Source organism: Faecalibacterium sp. DFI.5.82 (assembly GCF_029076575.1).
GTDB lineage: Bacteria > Bacillota > Clostridia > Oscillospirales > Ruminococcaceae > Faecalibacterium > Faecalibacterium duncaniae.
This window is the reverse complement of record NZ_JARFIS010000015.1, coordinates 38,137-60,222: the sequence shown is the minus strand read 5'-3', so window position 1 is coordinate 60,222 and position 22,086 is coordinate 38,137. Positions and strand designations below refer to the sequence as shown.

Below are 22,086 nucleotides of genomic sequence, written 5' to 3'. Positions count from 1 at the left end.
TCGTTTTTCAACGTATCCATATTGGTTCTTTCGCTTTGCTTCTGCCGCTTTCAGAAGTCATTCTTTCCGGCGGCCCTTGGCGCTCAAGTATAATACCACATCCCCAGCCTTCTGTCAACACTTTTTTTGCATCTTTTTTGAGTTTTTTCTATATTTCGCAAAAGGAGTGCTTCCGGGCAGGGTCTGCGCCATCGCTTGAACGCTGCTTTCCTTATTTATATTATAAGCGCAGAAAATCCCCGGCAGTCGATCTGACCGCCGGGGATTGCGTTTTCTTCTTACTGTTCCTGTTTCATCTGATGCAGGGTCAATCCTACTGCCACAGCAAGCATGGGCAGCACAGAGATCAAACCGATGGGCATGGGACCCAGTACATTATAATATGCATCTGCCGGGGTGATCAGTACCTGCGGCAGCGCCGCAATGGCATTGAAAGCACCATGCGCAATGGCAGGCACCCAGATACAGCCCGTTTTCTCGTAGAGGAGATCCAGCAGGGTGTTCAGGGCAAAGCAGACCACACACCACACTACAAGCCCCAGCACCGGTGCGCCCAGATAGTTTGTGCCGTACTCGTAGCCCACCAGCAGCATCAGGGGCCAATGCCAGACACCCCACACAACGCCGCCTAACAGACGACCATTCAGCAGGCCGAACCGCTCCTTCAGGCGGGGCATCATGTAGCCGCGCCAGCCGACTTCCTCGCCCAGCGCGGGAAACATATTGATGGCCGGGGCAAGGATCACCGCAAACAGCCCGTTTTGCAGCAGATAGCTGAGGGTAGAGACCCCCAGCTCGCTGCGCAGGGTCTGGGCATCCATCTCACCGCCGTAGGCGGCTACCAGCCAGCTGCCGGAAAAGTCCAGCCGGGAGGGGAACACGGCAAAATACAGCACTGCGCCCAGCAGGGTGAACACTGCCGGGCCAAACCATGCAGCCAGCCAGAACCGCCGTTTGCCCTGCACCTTCCAGCCGATACCGACAGGCTGGCGCAGAAATACTTTTTGCACCAGCAGCACAGCCAGCAGCGGGCAAAACATAGTGGCGATCAGTGCCAGCTGATACAGCACGGCATTCTTCTGCTGGAGCAGGGCCATACAGCCGCCCACCTGGCACAGCCACGCCAGACCAAAGGCAATCAGGAAATAAAGGGAAAAGCCCTGTTTTTCTTTTGCACTCATACAAATCTCACCGCCGTTCCGTAGGCAATGACCTCTGCCGCACCCTGCATGACGCTGGCGGAGGCGTAACGCATCCCAACCACAGCATCGGCTCCCAGTTCCTCCGCATTCTTTGCCATGCGGCCTGTGGCGATCTGCCGGGCCTCGGTGAGCATCTCAGCGTAGTCGGTGACTTCGCCGCCCACAAGGGTGCGGAACCCGGCCATGATGTCGTGGCCCAGGTTGCGGCTCTGCACGGTGCTGCCCCGCACCACCCCCAGGGCCTCGATCTTTTTACCGGGGACTTCGTTAATAGTTACGATAAGCATCTTCTTCTCCCTTTCCGATCTCTTTGAGACGATCCACCAGCACCTTCAGCGTACCGATGATGCAGCCCGCCGGGATGCCGAACAGCACCACCAGCAGCGGCAGAGGCGGCACATCCTGCGGATCAACGCAGAACGCCCACGCCATGATGCCGATGGACAGCAGCATGATCGCAGTAAACAATCCGGCCCCCACCAGTGCACCCCGGACCCGTTCTGCTTTCCGGTCTGTCTGCTCAATGTTCACAAAACTCACTCCCTGTTCTTCCTTTGCAGTCAGGCGCGCCAGCGTCTGTTCCACATCCAGTTCATTGAGGCTGACAGGTTCCTTTTGAAGCAGAGTGCAGAAGTTCACTGCCTCGTCCAGATCGGTGCGGCGGGTATACAGGCGCTCCAGCTGCCGGGACATTCCCTCAGCCAGCGTGCACTCTCCCTCCAGCATCTGCCGGATCTCGGCCAGCGGCACATCCAGTTTGCGCAGCAGTTTGATGCGCCGCAGACGCTCGACATCCGCCTCCGAGTAACTGCGGTAGCCGTTGCCGGGCTCCCGCCGGGGGCTGATGAGCCCCTCCTCCTCATAAAAGCGGATATTCTTTTTGGTCACGCCCACGGCAGCTTCCACTTCGTTGATCTTCATTGGCTTCGCAGCCTCCTTACAGGCACCATCTTACACCTTCCAGAAAGGGGAAGGTCAATGGTTTTTTGAAAAAAGAACTCCCTTCGTCTCGCATTCGCTCGACACCTCCCTCAGAGAGGGAGGCTTACCGTACGGGCAGGCTCCCTCCTTGAGGGGGCTGTCTGCGGAGCAGACTGGGGGAGTTTCTTCCTTTAGAAATAGCACTTGATCTGGAACCGATCGGCATTATCCTGCTTTTTCTCCACCACGATGCGCTCATGGTTGAAATCAAAGTGGACCGGGGTGCACAGGTCGGTGTTGCGGGTCAGGCGGAGAAGCTCCTGCACCCGCTTTTTCTCCTCGGGCACATAGAACAGATAGCTCACGCCCTCCTTTTTGGCGCGGCCGGTGCGGCCGATCCGGTGGGTGTAATGTTCGTTGTCGCCGGGGACATCGTAGTTGATCACCGCATCCACATCCGAGACATCGATGCCACGGGCAGCCACATCGGTGGCCACAAGGATGGCCAGCCTGCCGTCCCGGAAGTTCTGCATGATCTGGTTGCGTTCCTTCTGGGAGAGGTCGCCGTGGAGGCAGTCCACAGAGAAGCCCAGACGGGCCAGCTGGTTGGCCAGGGTGGCGGTATTGAACTTGGTATCGCAGAACACCATGACCCGCTTGTAGCCCTCGCCAATGATGATCTGGGCCAGGTCGGACAGCTTGTTGCGGCCGGAGGTCTCCAGCATGTACTGGGTGATCTTGGGCTGGCTCTCCTCCCTGGGCTGAACGGTGATCTCCTCGGCGTTGTTCTGATACAGCCAGCCGATGTCCATGACCTCGCGGCTGATGGTGGCGGAGAACATGGACAGGCTTTTGCGGGCCTTCATCAGCTCAATGATATGCCGCACATCCTTATAAAAGCCCATGTTCAGCATCTCATCGGCCTCGTCCAGCACCACCTGGGTCACATGGGCCAGATCGATGCTGTGGTGCTTATAGTGGTCCATCAGGCGGCCCGGGGTGGCCACCACGATCTGGCAGCCCTCTGCCAAACGCCTGGCCTGCTTTTCCATGTTGGCACCGCCGTACACGCAGGCCACCTGCACCTCAGGCATAAAGTAGGTCAGCTCGGTCAGCTCCTCGGCGATCTGCTGGGCAAGTTCCCGGGTGGGGGCCATGATCACAGCCTGCGGGTACTTTTTTTCCGGGTCGATATGTTCCGCCACCGGGATGCCGAAGGCACAGGTCTTGCCGGTGCCTGTGGGGGCCTTGGCAATCACATCCCGGCCTGCCAGCATCACAGGGATGGTCTTTTCCTGAATTTCCGTCATCTCTGCAAACCCCATCCGCTCCACGGCCTTGTGGATGGCTTCACTGCACTGCAACTCACTGTAAAGCATGTTTGATACTCCTTATCCTTCTACCCTTGTTTTGTTCAGTATACCATGAAACGCGGCGCTTGTCAGCACGCAAAAAGAGCCGCGCCCTTTTGGGGCACGGCTCTGCGGTTGGATCTGGGATGTCCGCGCTCAGGCGGTCTCTTCCACACTCTGAGCGGCGGCACGGCCTGCTTCCAGCTTCTGCTTGAAACGGCCGCTGGCCTTGAAGCCGGGGATGGAGGTGGACTCCAGACGGCTGGAGACCTTGGTCTTGGGGTTGGTGTAAGCCTTGGGCTTGCGGGGACGCATCTCAAAACGGCCAAAGCCGGCAATGGTCACCTTCTCGTCTGCACGCAGGCAGTCAGCGATCTGGTCAAACAAAGCGTCCATCGTGGTCTCGACCTGTGCTTCGGTAAAGCCGGTCTTGCGTGCCACGGTTTCGATCATCTGGGAACGAGTCATTGTATCGATATCCTCCTGGAACGTCCAAAAGTAACGTCTTTTGGCAAATTTTGCGTTGTTGAGTATAACAAATGCAGCCCCTCATTACGAGAGATTGCGCACGAAACGCATAATATTGCGCACGAGTTACATTTTGAGCGTTATTTTTTATGATACAGCGTTGCAATATCCACCAGCGGGATATTCTTCAGGTCATGGTCGCTGCGCAGGCAATCGACCAGTGCGTTGGCGGTATCCACAGCAGTGATGCAGGGAATGCTCAGCTCCACGGCCTTGCGGCGCAGGCGGACAGAATCACGCTTGGGGTCCCGGCCCTTGGCACTGGTGGAGAACACATAGTCCACCAGACCGCTCTGGAGCAGGTCCACGATGTTGGGGGACTCGCCGGACATGTTGCGCACCTCGTTGCAGGGGACCATGTGCTTGTTGAGCCATGCACAGGTGCCGGAGGTGCCGTACAGCTTGTAGCCCATGCTCTTGAGCTTCCAGGCGATATCCACGAACTCGGGCTTGTCGCTGTCCTTCACGGTAAAGATGCAGCAGGAGGCGGGGCCGGGGGTCTTAAAGGTATAGCCCGCACCGATCAGGCCCTTGAGCAGGGCATCGTGATAGTTGGGGGCAATGCCCAGCACCTCGCCGGTAGACTTCATCTCAGGGCCAAACTGGGTGTCCACGCCGTGCAGCTTCTCAAAGCTGAACACAGGCACCTTAACAGCCACATAGGGGGCGTTGGGGTGCAGGCCGGTGCCGTAGCCCATATCTGCCAGCTTCTCACCCAGGCAGCAGCGCACAGCCAGATCCACCATGGGCACGCCGGTGACCTTGGAGATGTAAGGCACGGTACGGGAGGAACGGGGGTTGACCTCGATGACATAGACCTTGCCGTTGGAAACAGCGTACTGGACATTGACCAGACCGGTGACGTGGAGCTCGCGGGCAAAGCGGCCGGTGTAATCCACTATGGTGTCGATCTCGGCCTGGGTCAGATGCTGTGCCGGGTAGACACAGATCGAGTCGCCGGAGTGGACACCGGTACGCTCCACCTGCTCCATGATGCCGGGGATGAGGAAGTTCTCGCCATCGCAGATGGCATCGACCTCACACTCGGTGCCCATGATATACTTATCCAGCAGGACAGGGTGATCCATGTCCACATGCTCGGTGATAACGCCCATGTACTCGATGACATCGGCCTTGGTGTAGGCCACGATCATGTTCTGACCGCCCAGAACGTAGGAGGGACGCATCAGAACAGGCAGGCCGATCTCATCGGCAGCAGCCAGTGCCTCCTCCAGATTGAACACGGTGCGGCCGGGCGCACGGGGGATCTTGCAGCGCTCCAGCAGTTCGTCAAAGCGCTCACGGTCCTCTGCCTCGTCAATGGCATCCGCCGGGGTGCCCAGGATGGGCAGGCCGATCTCATCCATGTGCTTTGCCAGCTTGATGGCGGTCTGGCCGCCGAACTGGACCACGCAGGCATCGGGCTTTTCGGTGGCGATGATGTTGTCCACACTCTCCGGGTTCAGGGGGTCGAAGTACAGACGGTCGCCGGTGTCAAAGTCGGTGGAGACGGTCTCGGGGTTGTTGTTGACGAGGATGGCCTCGCAGCCGTGGTTCTTCAGAGTCCAGACACAGTGGACAGAGCAGTAGTCGAACTCGATGCCCTGACCGATGCGGATGGGGCCGGAGCCAAAGACCAGCACCTTTTTCTTCTTGGGCTGGCCGTTGGCGGCAGCCTCTGCCTCTTTGGCAGCAATAAACTCGGCGGCCTCGTTGTCGCCGTCGTAGGTGGAGTAGAAGTACGGGGTGTTGGCCGAGAACTCAGCAGCACAGGTATCGACCATCTTGAAACCGGCGCGGTAGTTCTCCACAGGCAGAGCATCCACCTGTGCCAGACGCTTGATGGTCTTATCCTGGAAGCCATACTTCTTGGCGGTCTGATACTGCTCCAGGCTCAGAACGCCGTTGCACTTTGCCAGACCCTTTTCCAGGTCAGCCAGGTGCTGCATCTTATCCAGGAACCACCAGTCGATCTTGGTGATCTTCCAGATGGTCTCGTGGTCGATGCCGCGCTTGAGGGCCTCATAGACGCAGAACACGCGCTCCGCATCCTGCACATGCAGGTGGGCCACGATCTCGTCATCGGTCAGCTCCTCAAAGGGCTTGTGGGTCAGGGTGTCCATACCCAGCTCGATGGAGGAGACCGCCTTCATCATGGCCGCCTCAAAGCTGTTGCCAATGCTCATCACCTCGCCGGTAGCCATCATCTGGGTGCCCAGAGACTTGTCGGCGTAGACGAACTTATCAAAGGGCCACTTCGGGTACTTGACCACGATGTAGTCCAGCGCAGGCTCAAAGCAGGCGCAGGTCTTGCCGGTGACATCATTGGTGATCTCGTCCAGCGTATAGCCGATGGCGATCTTGGTGGCCACCTTGGCAATGGGGTAACCGGTGGCCTTGGAGGCCAGAGCGGAGGAGCGGGACACACGGGGGTTGACCTCGATGACCGCGTAATCGTAGCTGTCGGGCTTCAGGGCAAACTGGCAGTTGCAGCCGCCCTCGATGCCCAGCTCGGTGATGATATCCAGTGCGGCGGTGCGCAGCATCTGGTACTCGTGATCGGTCAGGGTCTGGGAGGGAGCCACGACCACGGAATCGCCGGTGTGGATACCGACGGGGTCCAGGTTCTCCATGTTGCAGACGGTGATCACGTTGCCCTTGTGGTCGCGCATGACCTCGTACTCGATCTCTTTCCAACCGGCGATGCACTTTTCCACCAGGATCTGATGGATGGGGGAAAGCCGCAGGCCGTTGGTGCCGATCTCGATGAGCTTTTCCTTGTTTTCGCAGATGCCGCCGCCGGTGCCGCCCATGGTAAAGGCCGGGCGGACGATGACGGGGTAGCCGATGCGGTCCGCACAGGCCAGCGCATCCTGCAGGGTCTCCACGACCTCAGAGGGGATGATGGGCTGATGCAGCTTTTCCATCGTCTCCTTGAACAGCTCACGGTCCTCGGCGCGGTCGATGGTCTCAGGTTTGCAGGCCAGCAGGCGGATACCGGTGCGGTCCAGATAGCCGGAACGGGCCAGCTCCATGGAGAGGTTCAGGCCCATCTGGCCGCCCAGGTTGGGCAGAACGGAGTCAGGCTTCTCGATCTCCAGGATGCGCTCCACCACCTCAAGGGTCATGGGCTCGATATAGACATGATCGGCCACATCGGGGTCGGTCATAATGGTAGCGGGGTTGGAGTTGAGCAGAACGGTCTCAATGCCCTCTGCTTTCAGGGCGCGGCACGCCTGGGTGCCGGAGTAGTCGAACTCAGCGGCCTGGCCGATGATGATGGGGCCGGAGCCGATGACCAGCACCTTTTTGATTCTGGGGTCCTTGGGCATTTCAGCGCACCTCCTTTTTTGCTGCTTTGACGTTGTTCAGGAAGCGGTCGAACAGGAACTCCGTGTCTTTGGGGCCGCCGTTGGCTTCCGGGTGGAACTGGACCGTGAAGCAGTTCCACTTCTTGTACTTGATGCCCTCGCAGGTGCCGTCGTTGGCGTTCACCTGTGCCACCTCGCCCATCTCGGCGGGCAGCTCCTCGCCCACGACCGCATAGCCGTGGTTCTGGCTGGTGATAAAGGTGCGGCCCGACTCAAAATCAGTGACAGGCTGGTTGGCACCGCGGTGGCCATACTTCAGCTTCATGGTCTTGGCACCGGCGGCCAGAGCGCTGAGCTGGTGGCCCAGGCAGATGCCGAAGGTGGGGATGCCCAGCGCAAAGATCTGCTTCAGGTTCTCAATGACCTCCACCGGCTCGGCGGGGTCGCCGGGGCCGTTGGACAGCATGATGCCGTCCGGGTTCAGGGCAGCCACTTCCTCAGCGGTGGCAAAGGCGGGCATCACCGTTACCTTGCAGCCGCGCTTGACCAGGCAGCGCACGATATTGCGCTTGCAGCCGTAGTGCATCAGCACGATGTGGGTCTCGCCCTTCTCGTTAAAGACCTCGGGCTTCTCGCAGGTCACGCTTTTGACAGCGTCTGTCACGGCATAGGCGCGGATGGTCTCCAGCAGCTTCTCCGTCTCGGCCTTGTTGGCAGGGTCAGCGGGGTCAAAGGTGGTCAGGATGGCACCGTTCATCACGCCGCTCTCCCGGATGATGCGGGTCAGGTGGCGGGTGTCGATGCCCTCGATGCCGATGGTATTGTTTTTCTTCAAAAAGCTGTCCAGCGTCTCCTCACAGCGCCAGTTGGAGGGGGTGGTGCAGGCCTCGCGCACAATGTAGCCCTTGGCCCAGATGCGGTCCGACTCCATATCGTCCTTGTTCATGCCGTAGTTGCCGATGAGGGGATAGGTCTGGGTGATGATCTGGCCGTAGTAGCTGGGGTCGGTCAGGGTCTCTTCAAAGCCCACCATACCGGTGGCAAAGACGACTTCGCCCACGGTAACGCCCTCAGCACCCACTGACTGGCCTGCAAAGACCATGCCGTTTGCCAAAAGAAGATAAGCGTTCATAGGTACTCCTTGTTTCAACACGGTTGTTGTCAAGTTACAGGGTCTGCTTGGCTTCCTGCTTCATCTTGCGGCTGCCCAGATGCACCAGAGGCAGCTTGCCCTCCTTGCAGATGGGGCACTCCTCGGGTGCGTAGTTGGGCAGGTCCAGCTTCAGGGCGCTGGCCAGGATGGGAATGGGAGACGGAGCCTCGGGCTTGGTGCGGTCCACCACGCAGGTGATGCCCAGGCAGATGCCGCCGGCCTCTTCGATCACGCGCTTGGTCTCCAGGGAGGAGATGCCGGTGGTGACAACGTCCTCAGCAATGATGCACTTTTCACCCGGATGGATGGCAAAGCGCTTCAGGGTCATCACATTGTCCACGCGCTCGGTGAAGATGGCGCGCTTGCCGGTCTGGCGGGCCAGCTCGTAAGCATAGACGATGCCGCCCATGGCAGGTCCCACGATGACATCCACATCCAGCTTCTTGATCTGATCGGCCACAGCCTTCATTACCTCGGCGCAGCGGTCAGGGTACTGCTGCAGGTAGGCCATCTGGCAGTATGCGCTGGAATGGCGGCCGGAGGAGAGCAGGAAATGGCCCTCCAGGAATGCGTCACAGCTCTTCAGAATTTCAAGTGCTTCACTCATTGTAGTTCTCCCTCTCTTTTTTATGAAAAAATATCTTTTGAACGGTATTGTACCACGCTTTTGCAGCAATTGCAAATTTATGCGCAAGTTTTCATTTTATACGCATAGTCCGTGGTTATTCTGGTATATCAGCTCAATTATTCAACATTTCGGGCGCAGCCGCGGATCTCCTCCAGCGTTTTCACGCCGTGGGCATCCATCCACTGTGCCATCTCGTCGGCAATGGTCTCCATGGCGCGGGGGTTGGCAAAGTTTGCCGCGCCCACCTGTACCGCCGTGGCACCTGCCATGATGAATTCCAGTGCGTCACGGCCGGTGGCAATGCCGCCCAGACCCACCACCGGGATGTTCACGGCACCCACAGCCTGCCAGACCATGCGCAGGGCAATGGGCCGCACCGCCGGGCCAGACAGACCGGCAAAGATGTTGTTGAACACCGGCTTGCGCTTTTCCAGATCGATGGCGCAGGCCTGGAAGGTGTTGGTCAGGCTGATGGCATCCGCACCGGCGGCCTCCACAGCCTTGCACATCTCGGGGATGTTCTCTGCCTGGGGGCTCAGCTTGACCATCAGGGGCTTTTTGCAGGCCGCGCGGACCATCCGCACCACCTCACCGGCAGCCTCGGCCTTCACGCCGTAGGCCATGCCGCCCACCTTGACGTTGGGGCAGGAGATGTTCAGCTCCACGATGTCCACTGCGCTCTCGCTCAGCAGAGCCGCGCCCTCAACATACTCTTCCTCACTGTGTCCACCCAGATTGGCAATGGCCACTGTGCCGTATTTCTGCTTGAGCTCCAGCATCTCGTTCAGCTCCACGTCAATGAAGTGCTGAACGCCGGGGTTCTGCAGGCCGATGCTGTTGATGAGGCCGGAGGGGGTCTCCCACAGGCGCTCACCCTTGTTGCCGTACTGGCCGTGCAGGGTCAGGCCCTTGCCGGAGATGCCGCCGATCTTGGAAAAATCGGCCAGTTCCTCGTACTCCACACCGTAGCCCACAGTGCCGGAAGCGCCGATGACCGGGCTGTTCATCACAAAGCCCAGCAGGTTTGTTTTCAGGTCAGCCATCAGAAGAACACCTCCGTTGCATCAAAGACCGGGCCATTCTTGCACACGCTCTTGCCCTCGCCGCCCTTGGTCTCGCAGGTGCAGCCAAGGCAGGCACCAATGCCGCAGGCCATCTTCTTTTCCAGGCTCACGAAGCAGGGGGTGCCCTTTTCGGCACACATCCGGGCAGCGTTTTTCATCATCACGGTGGGGCCGCAGATCAGCACGGCATCGTAATCTGCCGGGTCATACAGCTGGGTCACAAAGCCGTGGAAACCCACCGCGCCGGTATCGGTGGAGACCTTTACCACATTTGCGATGGAGCGGTACTCCTCCATGCAGTAGGGGGTATCCCGGAAGCCGAAGAACACGTCCGGCTTAACACCGGCAGCTGCCAGTTCCCGGGTGACCTGATACATGGGGGCGGTGCCAATGCCGCCGCCCACCACAGCGATCTTATGGTATTGTTCGGTCAGGGCCGGGATATCAAAGCCGTTACCCATGGGGCCGGTCAGCTGGAAGGTATCACCGGTCTTCAGCTGGGCAATTTTGTGAGTGCCCTCGCCGATGACCTGATACAGGAACTCAATGGTCTGGGTCTCCGGCTCCCACTTGTGCACGCTGATGGGGCGGGACAGGAAGGGGGCCTCATCGGCACCCCAGGCACGCAGGGTAAAAAACTGCCCGGCGTGGGGGGCATGCTCCCGGTCAGGCCAGAGGGCACGCAGGAGCCGGATGTCCGGCAGGATGCTCTCATGGCTCAGAACGGTGGCTTCACAGCAGGCTGCACGCATGAGCAATGGCCTCCTTCATGTTCACACACTCGTTGTAGGCGGCCTCATCAAAGGCCACGCCGGGCTGCTTCTTGTAGGCCAGCAGGATGCCGCGGCTGGAGTTGACCACGCCGCCGTTGCCCTTGGTCAGGTACTGGGCAATATCCTCCGCCTTGCCGCCCTGTGCGCCGTAGCCGGGGATGAGGAAGAAGCTGTCCTGATACTTGGCGCGGATCTCGGTGGCCTCCTCGATGTGGGTGCCGCCGATGACCAGACCGATGGAGGAGTAGCCGTGCTCACCCATGTAGTCCTTGCCCAGAGCGTTCAGCTTGTCACCCACCAGATCGTAGACGTGGCGGCCGTCTGCCAGCTTCTCATACTCAAAGTCCTTGGCACCGCCGTTGGAGGTGCGGCAGAGAACGAACATGCCCTTGCCCTGCTTTTCGGCATAGGGCAGGTAGGGGCTGATGGAATCCAGACCCATGTAGGGGGCCAGGGTAACGAAATCGGACTCGAAGTCGCCGGTGAAGTGGCCCATGGCGTACATCTCGGCGGTCTTGGCGATATCGCCGCGCTTGATATCGGCGATGACAGGGATACCGGCCTCGCGGACAGCGGCCAGTGTCTCGGCGTAGGCCTTCATGCCCTCCAGACCCAGGGACTCGTAGTATGCGATCTGCACCTTGTAGCAGCCAGCCACAGCCTTGGTGGCATCGATGAGCTTCTTGTTGAAGCGGACGATGTTCTCCCCCTTGGTCAGGGTGGTGTCCACAAAGTCAGCGGGCAGGTAGCTGAAATCAGTGTCCAGGCCCACACACACCGGGCCGCGGGCTGCAACTGCTTCGTAAAGCTTGTCCATGTTTGTCATTGTCGGGTTCCTCCATACTCTCTTATTACGAATTAAACCTCTCAGTCAGCGCTGACGCGCTGCCAGCTCCCCTAGTAGGGGAGCCCTTGGCAAAGAGGTGAAGTGATACGTTCTGACTTTTACTCCTCCGCCTGATAGGTCAGCTTGCCGCCCTTGATGGTGGCATAGACCCTGCCGTAGAGCTGTGCACCATCAAAGGGGCAGTTATGGCTCTTGGAGTGCAGCTTTTCTTTGTCCACGGTGTAGGGGGTGTCGAGATCCACCAGCACGAAGTCTGCATCGTAGCCGGGCTCCAGCTGGCCCTTGGCAAGGCCCAGGATCTCTGCCGGGCGGGTGCTCATCAGGTGCACCAGCAGTTCCAGCGGCAGGCCCTCTTCCCTGCAGAGCTTGGTGTAGCAGACCCCAAAGGCGGTCTCGCTGCCCACCATACCGGCCATGCCCTTCAGCTTGTCCTCCTCGGAGTGGGGAGCGTGGTCGGTGGCAATGGCATCCACCACACCGGAACGGATGCCATCGATGAGCGCCTGCACATCATCCGCGGTGCGGATGGGCGGGTTGACCCGGTAATCGCAGGTCTCATTGTTGAACCACAGGTGATGCGGGGTCACCTCGCAGGTCACGGGTGCGCCGCGCAGCTTGGCCATCTGGATGGCCTCCAGCGCGCCACGGGTGGAAACGTGGCACATGTGCAGCCTGGTCTGGTAGTACTCGCTCAGCCAGCAGTTGCGCACGGTCTCCAGATCTTCAGCCAGCCGGTAATCCCAGGGGCTGATCTCCATATCCTCGGCGTGGCTCATCACGGTGATATCCCGCTGGGTGCAGATGGCAAAGGCCCGGGCCATGGTGGCGTTGTCCTGCACACCGTGGCCATCCTCAGTGATGAACTTCACGCTGGCGGGCAGGGTCTTGAGGTGATCGATGGTCTTGCCGTCAAAGTTCTCGGTGATGGAAACAGTCTGGTTCACATCGCACAGGCCCACCTCGGCGGCCTTCTGCTCCACCATGGCTGCCTGTGCGGCAGAGGAGCAGACAGGCTTTGTGTTGGGCATCAGGTTGACAAAGGTGTAGCCGCCTGCGGCCGCAGCCATGCTTCCGGTGGCAATGTCCTCCTTATATTCAAAGCCCGGGGTGCGCCAGTGGCAGTGCAGATCCACAAAGGCAGGCAGCACGGTCAGACCGCCTGCATCGAGGACAGTCTCCCCCTCCCCGGCCAGTGCGGAAAGGTCCTGACCCACGGCGGCGATCTTTCCGTCTTTCACGAAAAGTTCCACCGGGCGGCCCGCAGCGTTTACAGCGTTGATGAGCAGCATATTCTTTTACCTCCCTGTTCGTATTTCGGATGGGCGGATGCGGGCATTGCAGCCCGCGGACAGGCAAAAAAAAGAACTTTTCCACAAACGGAAAAGTTCAAAAAGCGAAAAAAGGAAACACGGAACCCACCGCAAAAACGGCTGCAAACTGCTTTTTCAGTTCAGCGTTCATTTTTGACAGCATTCGTCCGCTTCTCCTTTTCCTTCGCATTTGTTTTCGTTATATTTTATCATAGAAACGCAAAATGTGTCAATGCTTTCTGTAAGATTCCTGTGTGAAAAGGTTTTGGCTGTATCTCCCGGAATTTTGGCTACTCTACCGAAAACCCGTTTCCCGCCCCATACTCCCTGCGCGGAGGGTGATTTTTCTCCGTCAATTCCTACCAAAGCACTGTACATTGAAGTTTGCATGTGTTATTATAGTATCTGTCAAATAGAGAGAGCCGCACCGAGGCGGCTGAACAAAAAGGGAGGGTTTCCCACATGAGCTTATTGGAAGACGCACGGAATATCCAGCGCAAAGACCCCGCCGCACGCAGCGTGCTGGAGGTCATCCTGCTGTATCCCGGCTTCCATATCCTGGTCTACCACCGCATTGCCCACTGGCTGTATGAGCACGGGCACTTTTTCCTTGCCCGCTGGGTCAGCCAGCATGGCCGCCACAAGACCGGCATCGAGATTCACCCCGGTGCCCGGATCGGCAGGTGCCTGTTCATCGACCACGGCATGGGCATCGTGTTCGGCGAGACCACCGTGATCGGCGACAACTGCACCATCTACCACGGCGTGACGCTGGGCGGCACCGGCAAGGACACCGGCAAGCGCCACCCCACCCTGGGGAACAATGTGCTGATCGGCGCGGGCACCAAGGTGCTGGGCCCGGTGTATATCGGCGATAACGCCCGCATCGGCGCAGGCAGCGTTGTGCTGCGCAACCTGCCCGCCAACTGCACCGCCGTGGGCGTGCCCGCCGAGGTGGTGCGCATCAACAACAAGGCCGTCAACCCCGCCGATGACCTGGACCAGCAGGATCTGCCGGATGTCATGGCCCAGCGCCTCACCGAGCTGGACCGCCGCATCAGCAGGCTGGAAAAGGACGCACAGGGGGATGTGCCCCCCAGCATCCACGAGGTCATCCAGAAACAGCAGCGCTGAACCTCTCGGTCCCACTTTGCGTGCCAGCTTTCCTCATAGGGGAGCCGCTGGCATGGCGGTACTATCCGCAAAAACTGCACAAAGCTTCTGCAAAACGAAAGCAGCTGCGCTCCGCACACACGGAACGCAGCTGCTTTTCTGTTATTTACAAGGAGTTTCAGCCAGTTCTTTGACCTTTTGTGCCGCTGCCGTCACCAGCTGGCCGATGGGCTGGTCGGGCACGCCCACCACGATGTTCTCACAGTGGTTGATGGGCACCAGCACCCGCCGGGCGGGGCTCTGGCAGACTGCCGCTGCCATGGCGGGGGTGATCTCGCCCAGCAGCGCGTCAGCGATCACAATGCCGATGGGCCCCACGATAACATCCGCGGTGCGGCAGTTCACAACTACGGCGTTCTCACCGGTGGCGGCGCGGACCGTCCCCGCCTTGAGCATGGCCGAAGTCGCAAGGCTGTTGGTGCCCACGGCAGTCAGCCGGGCTTCCGGGCAGGCGGCAGAGATGGCCGCCACCAGCTGGCGGCCCAGACCGCCGCCCTGGCCGTCAATGACCAGAACGTTCATCAGAAGTCGATCTCCTCCAGCCGCAGCAGGGCGATGATGTAGATCTTCAGGGCCTCCAGCAGCTTATCGATGGGAGCTGCCTCGTTGGCACCGTGCATCGGGCCGCCGAACTCAGGCAGCACCATGTCCTCGTGCTCGGGGCCAAAGCTCACCGCATAGGGGAAGTGGCGGGCATAGGTGCCGCCGCCCATGGTAAAGGGCGTGGCATTCTCGCCGGTGACCTCGTTGTAGGTCTCGATGCAGGCCTTGATGGCGGGGGTATCGGCTGCGATATAGAAGGGCTCGGCACCCTCGGCCTTCTCCAGAGAAGCACCCGCGCCAATGGCAGCTTTGATCTGCTCCTTCATCTTCTCGGCGTTGGTGCAGGTGGGGTAACGGCTGTCCATGGTCTGGACGATCCGGCCCTCCCGCATGAAGATGCGGCCGCCGATGATGGTCAGGGGGCCAAAGGGGCCGTCGGCGCAGTCGATGCCCAGGCCGGTGCCTGCGGTGGAAGCGTGCAGCTTTTTCAGGGCTTCCAGATAGGCGCGCTCTGCATCGTTGCACAGATCGTTGTCCAGCAGGTAGTTCACCACCAGACCGATGGCATTGACCGTGCCCTCGGGCATGGCGGCATGGCCGCTCTTGCCCCAGCCCCGGATACGTACCCCATTGCCTTCCGGCTCCAGCGTGATGTTGGGGGCATTCTTCAGCTTGGTGATGTCAGTCTCCACCAGTGCGCTGGCGCGGTCGGGGACTGCATTGTTGGCAACGCCGCCCTCAAACTCCTTGATCTCACCGTTGCAGACCGGGCTGACCAGCTCCGCACCGAAATGGCCCTTCTCGCCGTTGCACACCGGGAACTCTGCATCCGGGGTGAAGCAGAACACCGGGGCCGGGTAGTTCTTGAGGTAATATTCCACATCGTTCATGTGGGTCTCTTCGTTGTCGCCAACCATTGCGCGGATGGGATACCGCAGGGAAACGCCCTCCTCCTTGAGGAACTTCAGGGCGTACAGGGTAGCCACCATGGGGCCTTTGTCATCGGCTACACCACGGCCGATCATCCAGCCGTCCCGGATCTGCATCTTGAAGGGGTCCTGGCTCCAGCCGTTGCCCACGGGCACCACATCCACATGGCAGATGGTTGCCAGATACTTCTCGGGGTCTGCACCGGCCAGCTCGGCATAGCCGATGTAGTTCTCGCAGTTGCGGGTCGCCAGACCCATGCCTGCAGCCAGCTCCAGCGTCTTGTCCAGTGCCGCGCGGGGGCCCTCACCAAAGGGAGCTTCCTCGGTCGGGGTGCCCTCCACACTGTTGATGGCCACCAGCGCCGCGATGTCCTCCAGAATCTGCTCCTTGTTCGCCGCAATAAAGGCGTCGATCTTCTGATTCAATGCCTGATCCATGATTGCTTCGTCCTTTCTTTGTCGTAACGACACGTTACTGTTTATTGTAACACACTTAAAGCGCTTTTGCCAGCCTTCGGCAGCGTACTTCTGTACGAAACCTCTCCGTCATCATCGCTATCGCTCGATGCCACCTCTTTTAATAGGCGAAGCAGGACCTGGCTCCCCTGCCAGGGGGGCTGTCGCGGCAAAGCCCGAATCTGTCACACTGCAAACAGGCTGCTGGCCGCGCCCAGCACACCGGCGCTGGCCAGGCCCATGATGATGCCCGCCAGCAGCACACCACCCATGCAGGCAATGAGAACATCCTTGAACTTCATGTCCAGAATGGAGGCTGCCAGCGTGCCGGTCCAGGCACCGGTGCCGGGCAGCGGGATCCCCACAAAGAGCAGCAGGGCAACAGTCAGGCCCTTGCCGGCCTTTTCCTCCAGTTTGCGGCCGCCCTTTTCCCCCTTGGTGATGAAGAACTTGCACACCGGCCCGATGACCGGCTTGTGGTAGCCCCAGATGAGGAACTTGCGGGCAAACAGATAGATAAAGGGCACCGGCAGCATATTGCCGAGCACGCAGACCAGATAGGTGGGCAGGGCGGGCAGGCCCATGCCCAGCCCGATCGGAATGGCACCGCGCAGTTCAATGACCGGCACCATCGAGACAAAAAACACCATCAGATAATTCTTGAGCATCCAGGTTTCTCCTTATGATAAGATCATGATCGCAACGGCTTACAGGTCGATGACCAGCTCCACCGGGCAGTGGTCGGAGCCAAACACCTCGTTGTGGATCTCGGCGGCGGTCACCTTGTCGGCGATGCGGTTTGAAACGATGAAATAATCAATGCGCCAGCCCGCGTTCTTTTCCCGGGCGTGGAAGCGGTAGCTCCACCAGCTGTACTTCACCTCGTCCGGGTGAACCGCGCGGAAGGTGTCGGTAAAGCCCGCCGCCAGCAGCTCGGTCATCTTGGCCCGCTCCTGGTCAGTGAAGCCCGCGCTCATCCGGTTGGTCTTCGCATTCTTGATGTCGATCTCGGTGTGGGCCACGTTCAGGTCACCGCAGAGGATGACCGGCTTTTTCGCGTCCAGCTCCAGCAGGTAGGCCCGGAACGCATCCTCCCAGGTCATGCGGTAGTCCAGCCGCTTCAGGCCGTCCTGACTGTTGGGCGTGTAGCAGTTGACCAGATAGAAGCCGGGATATTCCAGCGTCAGCACCCGGCCCTCGTGGTCGTGCTCCTCCCTGCCGATGCCGGTGGTCACGGCCAGCGGGGCCGTTTTGCACCAGCAGGCCGTGCCGGAGTAGCCCTTTTTCTCGGCGGAGTAGGTGTACTCGGTGTAGCCCTCGGGGGCAAAATCAGCCTGCCCCGGCTGCATCTTGGTCTCCTGCACCGAGAAGATGTCGGCATCCAGCGCCGCAAAGCTTGCGGCAAAATCGTGGGTCAGGCAGGCCCGCAGGCCGTTGACGTTCCAGCTGATCAGTTTCATATCCTGTTCCTTTCTTATGCCTGATATTTTGTTTTCCATGCGCCGCTCTTCATGCGCGCCACAAAGCAGATGACACGGCAGACCCAGTCAATGACCATGGCGATCCAGACACCCACAGCGCCCCAGCCCATCCTGACACAGAGCAGGTAGCTGAATCCCAGCCGCCAGACAGCCATGCTGAGCACAGAGACCACCATGGTAAATTTCACATCGTTGGCCGCGCGCAGGGCGTTGGGCAGAACAAAGGAGGCCGGCCACAGGAACAGGCCGCTGCCTGCGTGGATCTGCACCAGCAGGATGGCCAGCGCCATGGTCTCGCCGGAGAGGGCGTAGATGCCCACCAGCGGCTTGAGGAAGAGCAGGATGCCGCCGTTGAAGATCCCCATAGAGATGTAGGCCCAGAGCAGCAGCTTGCGGGTGTAGAAAACGGTCTGCTCATTGTCCCCTGCGCCAACGCAGCGGCCCACCACCGTGATCATGGCCAGACCAATGGCCTGCCCCGGGATGCAGCCCATGCCGTCCAGATTGTTTGCCACGGCATTGGCGGCGATCTGCACGGTGCCGAAGGTGGAGATCATGCTCACCACCAGAATGCGGCCCGCCTGGAACAGGCTGTTCTCAAAGGCGGACGGGATGCCGATGCCCAGGATGCGCTTTGCCATCCGGCCATCCAGCCGGATCGTTTTGGGCACGGTGAGCATGTGGCCCTTCTGGTAGCAGCGGTTCAGGATGAGCACCGCCGCCACGGCACGGGAGAGGACGCTGGGCCAGGCAACGCCGTCCACGCCCATGCCCAGCACAAAGATGCAGACCGCATTGCCCACGATGTTGATGATGTTCATCAGGATGCTGATCTGCATGGAGATTTTGGAGTTGCCCATGCTGCGGAAGAGCGCCGCACCGGCATTGTACATGGCCAGGAACGGGTAGCTGACCGCCGTGATGCGCAGGTAGAGCACACCAGCCTCCAGTACGTCGGCATCGATGCTGCCATAGCACAGCCGGATCATGGGACGGGCCAGCACAAAGCAGAACACCCCCACACCCACGCCCAGCAGAGCGCTGAGCAGGATCAGCTGACCTGAGCTTGCGTTGGCGTGCTTCTGCTCCTTTGCACCCAGATACTGGCTGACCACCACCGCGCCGCCGGTGGCCAGCGCCGCAAACAGCACGATGATGAGGTTGTTGATCATATCCACCAGGCTGACACCCGAGATGGCGGCTTCGCCGCAGCGGGAGACCATCATGGTATCGGCCATGCCCACCGTCACGGCCAGCAGCTGCTCCACCAGCAGCGGCCCCACCAGCCTGAGCAGGTCACGCTGGCTGAACAGCGGGGCCCGCCCGCCAAAGCACGGGGCCTTGTTTTGTGTGATCGTATGTTCCATTCTATTCCTCACTTCTTCACACGCTTTCTGCCCTTCCAGGCCGCAGAGCGTTCTTTTCTCATAGATGTATCCATCATAACACAGCCGCATCCCGTTGTAAAGAATCAGCTTTTGTCAGGGATGTCTGGTGCTCCCCAAAGCAAGTGTCCGCTGGGGTGGGACCCTGTTGCCGCAAGGCAATAGGGCGGGCGATGGAATGGCCCGTTTCACTTGCGTGGGGAGTACCAGATGTCCCGATGCAATTGAAGCTTGTTTCATCACTTTGCCAAACGCATCTCTCCCATTTTTGTGCGTTGTGACAAAATTACATTTTTTGCTCGAACAAAAGAACTTTTTTCAAAAAAGCTCTTGTATTTTTCTGTGAAAAGTGTTATCTTGTATCCAACAGGAGCGTCAGTTGGATACAAAGCGAAACGACGCGCTTTCCTCTCCGGTACTCCTGTTGTTCATCCTTCTATTATTATGCTATTTTCTTCATTTACCTTCTTATCATTTACCCTGTCCTGAAAAGGACAAACAAAAAACGCTTTCCCACCTGCACGGGGGAGCGTTTTTTGTTTGTCTGCCGCCCACCATAGAAAAGCGCCCTGCACCTTTCACGGTACAGGGCGCTTTGCGTTTCAGTTTTACAGCGCTGCAACAGCGGCCTTGAGCTCATCCACGCGGTCGGTGTTCTCCCACTTCACGCCCAGATCCTCGCGGCCCATGTGGCCGTAGGCGGCCAGCTTGCGGTAGATGGGCTTCCGCAGGCCGAGGTCACGGATGATGGCAGCGGGGGTCAGGTCAAAGACCTTCTCCACTGCCTGCTCGATCTTCTCATCGGCCACGGTGCCGGTGCCAAAGGTATCCACCATGATGGACACAGGCTTTGCCACGCCGATGGCGTAGGCCACCTGCACCTCACACTGCTTGGCCAGACCGGCAGCCACGATGTTCTTGGCAACCCAGCGGGTTGCGTAAGCGGCACTGCGGTCCACCTTGCTGGGGTCCTTGCCGGAGAATGCGCCGCCGCCGTGGCGGGCGTAGCCGCCGTAAGTGTCAACGATGATCTTGCGGCCGGTCAGGCCGCTGTCACCCTGCGGGCCGCCCACAACAAAGCGGCCGGTGGGGTTGATGTAGTACTTGGTGTTCTCATCCAGCAGCTCGGCAGGGATGGTGGCCTTGATGACCTTCTCCATGATATCGGCCCGGAGCTGCTCCATGGTCACGCTCTCGCTGTGCTGGCTGGAGATGACGACTGCATCCACCCGGATAGGCTTGTTGTTCTCGTCGTACTCCACGGTGACCTGGCTCTTGCCGTCCGGACGCAGGTAATCCAGCTCGCCGCTCTTGCGCACCTCAGTCAGCTTCTTGGCCAGCTTGTGGGCCAGGCTGATGGGCATGGGCATCAGCTCAGGGGTCTCATCGCAGGCATAGCCGAACATCATACCCTGGTCACCGGCACCGCCAACCTGGTCGTTGGTGCCCAGTGCGATATCGGGGCTCTGGCCGTCGATGTTGGAGATAACAGCACAGGTGTCAGCGTCAAAGCCGTACTTTGCACGGGTGTAACCGATGTCAGAGATGACCTCGCGGACGATCTTCTGGAAATCGACATAGCAGCTGGTGGTGATCTCGCCCATGATGTGGACCAGGCCGGTGGAAGCGCAGGTCTCGCAGGCCACGCGGGCATCGGGGTCGTGGGTCAGGATCTCGTCCAGGATGGCATCGGAGATCTGGTCGCAGATCTTGTCAGGATGTCCCTCGGTGACGGACTCAGAAGTAAACAGGTGTCTTGCCATAAATTTTGTCCTCCATGTGTGTGGTGAATCTTGCACAGCTTCATACACGTCCATCAAGTTTGCGCAAACAAAAACGCTCAGAACCGAAGCTCTGAGCGTTTGCACTCTTATCTTTCGGTTTCCCGCAGGATTTGGCACCTTATGCTTTCGCACAGGTTGTCGGGCTTCACAGGGCCTGTCCCCTCAGCCGCTCTTGATAAGTCGGTATTCAGTTGTTTTCCGAGAGATATCTTATCATCTCTTCGTCAGATTGTCAAGAAGAGTATCACTCTTTTTAGACATCTCAACGAAATTGATTAGGATTTTCCCTAGAAGTACCGGGAGTTTCCCGAAGCTCTCTTAGTAACCCTTGGCCTGTTCGCCGTTCAGCAGCTTGACCGCACGGGAGGTGCCCAGACGGTCTGCGCCCAGAGCAAGGAACTTTTCCATATCCTCCACGGTGGAGATGCCGCCGGCAGCCTTGACCTTGCAGCGGCCATGCACACCCTTGACCATCAGCTCCACATCGTGGAAGGTAGCGCCTGCGGTGGAGAAGCCGGTGCTGGTCTTGATGTAGTCAGCGCCTGCCTCGCAAACGATGTCGCACATCTTTTCCTTTTCCTCGTCGGTCAGCAGGCAGGTCTCAATGATGACCTTGAGCACCTTGTCGCCCACGGCCTGCTTCACGGCACGGATGTCCTCACGGACAGCATCGTATTCCTTGTTCTTCAGGCGGCCGATGTTGATGACCATGTCCACCTCGGCAGCGCCGTTCTCAATGGCAGTCTTGGCCTCAAAGGCCTTGCTGGCGGTATCCATGGCACCCAGAGGGAAACCCACCACGCAGCACACCGGGATTCGGCCCGCCATATACTCAACCGCCTGCTTTACATAGCAGGTGTTGATGCAGACGGATGCGGTGTGGTTGGTAATGGCCTCATCACAGATGGTCTGGATCTGGGGCCAGGTGGCCTCAGGCTTCAGCAGGGTATGATCGACATGGGAGAGGATTTCTTCACGGGTCATATTATTTTCCTCCATCAATTCTTGCTGGCACGGCGGACCTTTGCCATGCCCACAGCGCTCAGGGCAATTGCCGTTACGGATGCGGTGGCACCAATGATGCCCAGAACAAGACCGGAAACCAGGAATGCAAAACCTTTCAGACCACGTTTCATAATACCGTACCTCCATTGTTTTGTTACTTAAAACTCCCTCAGTCACCTTCGGTGACAGCTCCCTCTGAGAGGGAGCCTTGTCGGCAAATGCAAGGCAATGCCTCCCTCCC

At 59.3% G+C, this 22,086-nt stretch carries 21 protein-coding genes and 1 riboswitch; of the genes, 1 reads left to right on the top strand and 20 read right to left on the bottom strand.

Annotation, left to right across the window (positions count from 1 at the left end; translation table 11 throughout):
* Window positions 1-278: 278 nt before the first annotated feature.
* The 12 genes from P0G09_RS14880 to P0G09_RS14825 all read right to left on the bottom strand — a co-directional run bounded on the left by P0G09_RS14880 (window position 279) and on the right by P0G09_RS14825 (window position 13,068).
* Complete coding sequence (locus P0G09_RS14880; RefSeq protein WP_156059883.1) at window positions 279-1,181, bottom strand: CPBP family intramembrane glutamic endopeptidase; 903 nt, start codon at window positions 1,179-1,181, stop codon at window positions 279-281.
* Entirely contained in the window at window positions 1,178-1,489 is a 312-nt protein-coding gene (locus P0G09_RS14875; RefSeq protein WP_097769942.1) for a heavy metal-binding domain-containing protein, read from the bottom strand. Before P0G09_RS14875 ends, P0G09_RS14880 begins: the two co-directional genes overlap by 4 nt.
* On the bottom strand, window positions 1,470-2,123 hold the full coding sequence (locus tag P0G09_RS14870; RefSeq protein ID WP_275253043.1) for a MerR family transcriptional regulator: 654 nt from the start codon (window positions 2,121-2,123) through the stop codon (window positions 1,470-1,472). The genes P0G09_RS14875 and P0G09_RS14870 overlap by 20 nt, the downstream gene beginning before the upstream one ends.
* A 191-nt stretch (window positions 2,124-2,314) precedes the next feature.
* A complete protein-coding gene (locus P0G09_RS14865) occupies window positions 2,315-3,502 on the bottom strand; it encodes a DEAD/DEAH box helicase (protein WP_005929262.1) in 1,188 nt (395 codons plus the stop codon).
* A 129-nt stretch (window positions 3,503-3,631) separates the two neighbouring features.
* Entirely contained in the window at window positions 3,632-3,943 is a 312-nt protein-coding gene (locus tag P0G09_RS14860) for an HU family DNA-binding protein (protein WP_005929264.1), read from the bottom strand.
* A gap of 140 nt (window positions 3,944-4,083) precedes the next feature.
* Window positions 4,084-7,335, bottom strand: coding sequence for a carbamoyl-phosphate synthase large subunit (gene carB / locus P0G09_RS14855; RefSeq protein ID WP_275253042.1), 3,252 nt, complete (start codon window positions 7,333-7,335; stop codon window positions 4,084-4,086).
* A 1-nt stretch (window position 7,336) separates the two neighbouring features.
* On the bottom strand, window positions 7,337-8,446 hold the full coding sequence (locus tag P0G09_RS14850; RefSeq protein WP_154277555.1) for a carbamoyl phosphate synthase small subunit: 1,110 nt from the start codon (window positions 8,444-8,446) through the stop codon (window positions 7,337-7,339).
* Between the two features lie 34 nt (window positions 8,447-8,480).
* Window positions 8,481-9,074, bottom strand: coding sequence for an orotate phosphoribosyltransferase (pyrE, locus tag P0G09_RS14845; RefSeq protein ID WP_035393285.1), 594 nt, complete (start codon window positions 9,072-9,074; stop codon window positions 8,481-8,483).
* Between the two features lie 137 nt (window positions 9,075-9,211).
* Complete coding sequence (locus P0G09_RS14840; RefSeq protein WP_275253041.1) at window positions 9,212-10,138, bottom strand: dihydroorotate dehydrogenase; 927 nt, start codon at window positions 10,136-10,138, stop codon at window positions 9,212-9,214.
* Window positions 10,138-10,911 carry a dihydroorotate dehydrogenase electron transfer subunit gene (locus tag P0G09_RS14835; RefSeq protein WP_249259758.1) on the bottom strand — a complete coding sequence of 258 codons (774 nt, stop codon included), beginning with the start codon at window positions 10,909-10,911 and terminating at the stop codon, window positions 10,138-10,140. The genes P0G09_RS14840 and P0G09_RS14835 overlap by 1 nt, the downstream gene beginning before the upstream one ends.
* Window positions 10,892-11,758: an orotidine-5'-phosphate decarboxylase gene (pyrF, locus tag P0G09_RS14830; protein ID WP_117506121.1), complete on the bottom strand. Its 867-nt coding sequence runs from the start codon at window positions 11,756-11,758 to the stop codon at window positions 10,892-10,894. The genes P0G09_RS14835 and pyrF overlap by 20 nt, the downstream gene beginning before the upstream one ends.
* Before the next feature lie 119 nt (window positions 11,759-11,877).
* A complete protein-coding gene (locus P0G09_RS14825) occupies window positions 11,878-13,068 on the bottom strand; it encodes a dihydroorotase (protein ID WP_005929278.1) in 1,191 nt (396 codons plus the stop codon).
* A gap of 483 nt (window positions 13,069-13,551) precedes the next feature.
* On the opposite strand from P0G09_RS14825, the gene epsC reads away from it, so the two are divergent.
* Window positions 13,552-14,223: a serine O-acetyltransferase EpsC gene (gene epsC / locus P0G09_RS14820; protein WP_097772761.1), complete on the top strand. Its 672-nt coding sequence runs from the start codon at window positions 13,552-13,554 to the stop codon at window positions 14,221-14,223.
* A gap of 141 nt (window positions 14,224-14,364) precedes the next feature.
* Here epsC and P0G09_RS14815 read toward each other — a convergent pair whose 3' ends face one another.
* The 8 genes from P0G09_RS14815 to P0G09_RS14780 form a co-directional block, all read right to left on the bottom strand.
* A complete protein-coding gene (locus tag P0G09_RS14815) occupies window positions 14,365-14,784 on the bottom strand; it encodes a DUF3842 family protein (RefSeq protein ID WP_275253040.1) in 420 nt (139 codons plus the stop codon).
* On the bottom strand, window positions 14,784-16,172 hold the full coding sequence (locus P0G09_RS14810; protein ID WP_156059889.1) for a Sapep family Mn(2+)-dependent dipeptidase: 1,389 nt from the start codon (window positions 16,170-16,172) through the stop codon (window positions 14,784-14,786). Before P0G09_RS14810 ends, P0G09_RS14815 begins: the two co-directional genes overlap by 1 nt.
* 203 nt (window positions 16,173-16,375) lie before the next feature.
* Entirely contained in the window at window positions 16,376-16,858 is a 483-nt protein-coding gene (locus tag P0G09_RS14805; protein ID WP_098923259.1) for a small multi-drug export protein, read from the bottom strand.
* A 39-nt stretch (window positions 16,859-16,897) separates the two neighbouring features.
* Window positions 16,898-17,650, bottom strand: coding sequence for an exodeoxyribonuclease III (locus P0G09_RS14800; RefSeq protein WP_035393287.1), 753 nt, complete (start codon window positions 17,648-17,650; stop codon window positions 16,898-16,900).
* 14 nt (window positions 17,651-17,664) lie between these two features.
* The gene (locus P0G09_RS14795; RefSeq protein WP_275253039.1) at window positions 17,665-19,038 is read right to left on the bottom strand and encodes an MATE family efflux transporter; all 1,374 of its coding nucleotides are present in this window, start codon (window positions 19,036-19,038) and stop codon (window positions 17,665-17,667) included.
* 626 nt (window positions 19,039-19,664) lie between these two features.
* The gene (metK, locus tag P0G09_RS14790; protein WP_098923264.1) at window positions 19,665-20,819 is read right to left on the bottom strand and encodes a methionine adenosyltransferase; all 1,155 of its coding nucleotides are present in this window, start codon (window positions 20,817-20,819) and stop codon (window positions 19,665-19,667) included.
* Window positions 20,820-20,923: 104 nt separating this feature from the next.
* Window positions 20,924-21,022, bottom strand: a riboswitch (SAM riboswitch).
* Between the two features lie 136 nt (window positions 21,023-21,158).
* Window positions 21,159-21,824: a deoxyribose-phosphate aldolase gene (deoC, locus tag P0G09_RS14785; RefSeq protein WP_275253038.1), complete on the bottom strand. Its 666-nt coding sequence runs from the start codon at window positions 21,822-21,824 to the stop codon at window positions 21,159-21,161.
* A gap of 14 nt (window positions 21,825-21,838) precedes the next feature.
* On the bottom strand, window positions 21,839-21,976 hold the full coding sequence (locus tag P0G09_RS14780; protein WP_005929299.1) for a hypothetical protein: 138 nt from the start codon (window positions 21,974-21,976) through the stop codon (window positions 21,839-21,841).
* Between the last annotated feature and the right edge of the window lie 110 nt (window positions 21,977-22,086).